Source organism: Vibrio sp. 10N.261.52.A1, assembly GCF_002876325.1.
Classification (GTDB): Bacteria; Pseudomonadota; Gammaproteobacteria; order Enterobacterales; family Vibrionaceae; genus Vibrio; species Vibrio chagasii.
Window position 1 is genome coordinate 1 of record NZ_MCYD01001117.1, and the last position, 1,736, is coordinate 1,736.

The following is a 1,736-nucleotide window of genomic DNA, read 5'->3' on the forward strand; positions in this document are numbered from 1 at the left end:
CGATAGCGACGAAGGAGCGTAGTCGGGAATCTCTATTCGTTGTTGGAGATTCCAGATACTTCGTTCCTCAGTTCTGGAATGACGAGGTTTGAGGAACTGGTGACCAGAAGACTATGAATGGAAAGTTACTGAGCAAGTTTTCACGTCATTCACGAAAGCGACGAAGGAGCGTAGTCGGGAATCTTGTTCTTATTTCCTGAATTGTAAGTAATGAAAGGTGGCTGTGTAAATTTTAATCACTTAAGTTTGAATGTCTTAGTAAACACAGGGTTTTACAGCCCTTGTTGAACATGCGTAAAGGCTGTACAATTCGCGCCCTTAATTATTGTTCCGTCATTGAGAGGCATCATGACCACAGCTAAAGTCAATCTACTCGATTTTGATCGTAAAGGTCTTCGTAAATTTTTCACAGAAGAATTGAATGAGAAAGCTTTTCGCGCAGATCAAGTGATGAAGTGGATGTATCACTTCGGTGTCGATGACTTCGAAAACATGAACAACATCAACAAAAAGTTGCGAGAAAAACTTCAACGCCGCTGTGAAATTGTTGCACCTGTTGTTTCTGAAGCTCAACACTCTTCAGACGGCACAATTAAATGGGCGATGAGCGTTGGCGACCAAGACGTTGAGACGGTATACATCCCAGACGGTGACCGTGCAACGCTGTGTGTATCTTCACAGGTTGGTTGTGCACTAGAGTGTAAATTCTGCTCGACAGCTCAACAAGGCTTTAACCGCAACCTAAAAGTTTCTGAGATCGTGGGTCAAATCTGGCGTGCTGCTCGTGAAATCGGTCTAGAGAAAGAGACAGGTCGTCGTCCAATTACTAACGTTGTGATGATGGGTATGGGTGAGCCGCTACTAAACATGAAAAACCTAATGCCATCATTAGAGATCATGCTTGATGACCTAGGTTTTGCACTGTCTAAGCGTCGCGTAACAGTATCTACTTCAGGTGTTGTATCTGGCCTTGACCAAATGACAGATAACATCGACGTAGCACTAGCTATTTCTCTACATGCGCCAAACGATGAACTTCGTAGCCAAATCATGCCGATCAACGACCGTTGGGATATCCAAGATTTCCTAGCATCTGTTCGTCGCTACATTGCTTCTTCAAACGCTAACCGCGGTAAAGTAACGGTAGAGTACGTTCTATTGGATCATGTGAATGACGATATGGACCACGCTCGTGAACTTGCAGAGCTAATGAAAGATACGCCATGTAAGATCAACCTGATTCCATTTAACCCTTACCCAGGTTCACCATACAAGAAGCCAAGCAACTCTCGTATTGACCGCTTCCAAAAAACGCTAATGGAATACGACTACACAGTAACGGTTCGTAAAACGCGTGGTGACGATATTGATGCAGCATGTGGCCAGTTGGTTGGTGATGTTATCGATAGAACTAAGCGTACTAAAATGCTTAAAGCGGCATCAGAAGCTAACTTGGTTGCCGGCGGTGTGATTGAAGTAAAAGCGGTATAAAACGCGATTTGAATCTAAACAAGCCAGAAGTATTACTTCTGGCTTGTTGCGTTTTTGGGACTTCGTTTTCTATTTTTTGGACTTCTTGCCCACGCTTTCTTACATTTTTCGTCAATTTTTGGACAAAAGCATGAGCTGACGGTAAATTTTGTTGAAAGTATTTTTGCCTTGTAATGGCATTAGCTTATGATTAACTAATCTTAAATTAATTTAAGTGCTCGTTTGTTACTGATCATCAATATGTC

At 42.6% G+C, this 1,736-nt stretch carries 1 protein-coding gene; it reads left to right on the forward strand.

From position 1 onward, the window contains the following. Window positions 1–348: 348 nt before the first annotated feature. The gene (locus BCT81_RS23955) at window positions 349–1,491 is read left to right on the forward strand and encodes a bifunctional tRNA (adenosine(37)-C2)-methyltransferase TrmG/ribosomal RNA large subunit methyltransferase RlmN (RefSeq protein ID WP_008222760.1); all 1,143 of its coding nucleotides are present in this window, start codon (window positions 349–351) and stop codon (window positions 1,489–1,491) included. Window positions 1,492–1,736: the final 245 nt, after the last annotated feature.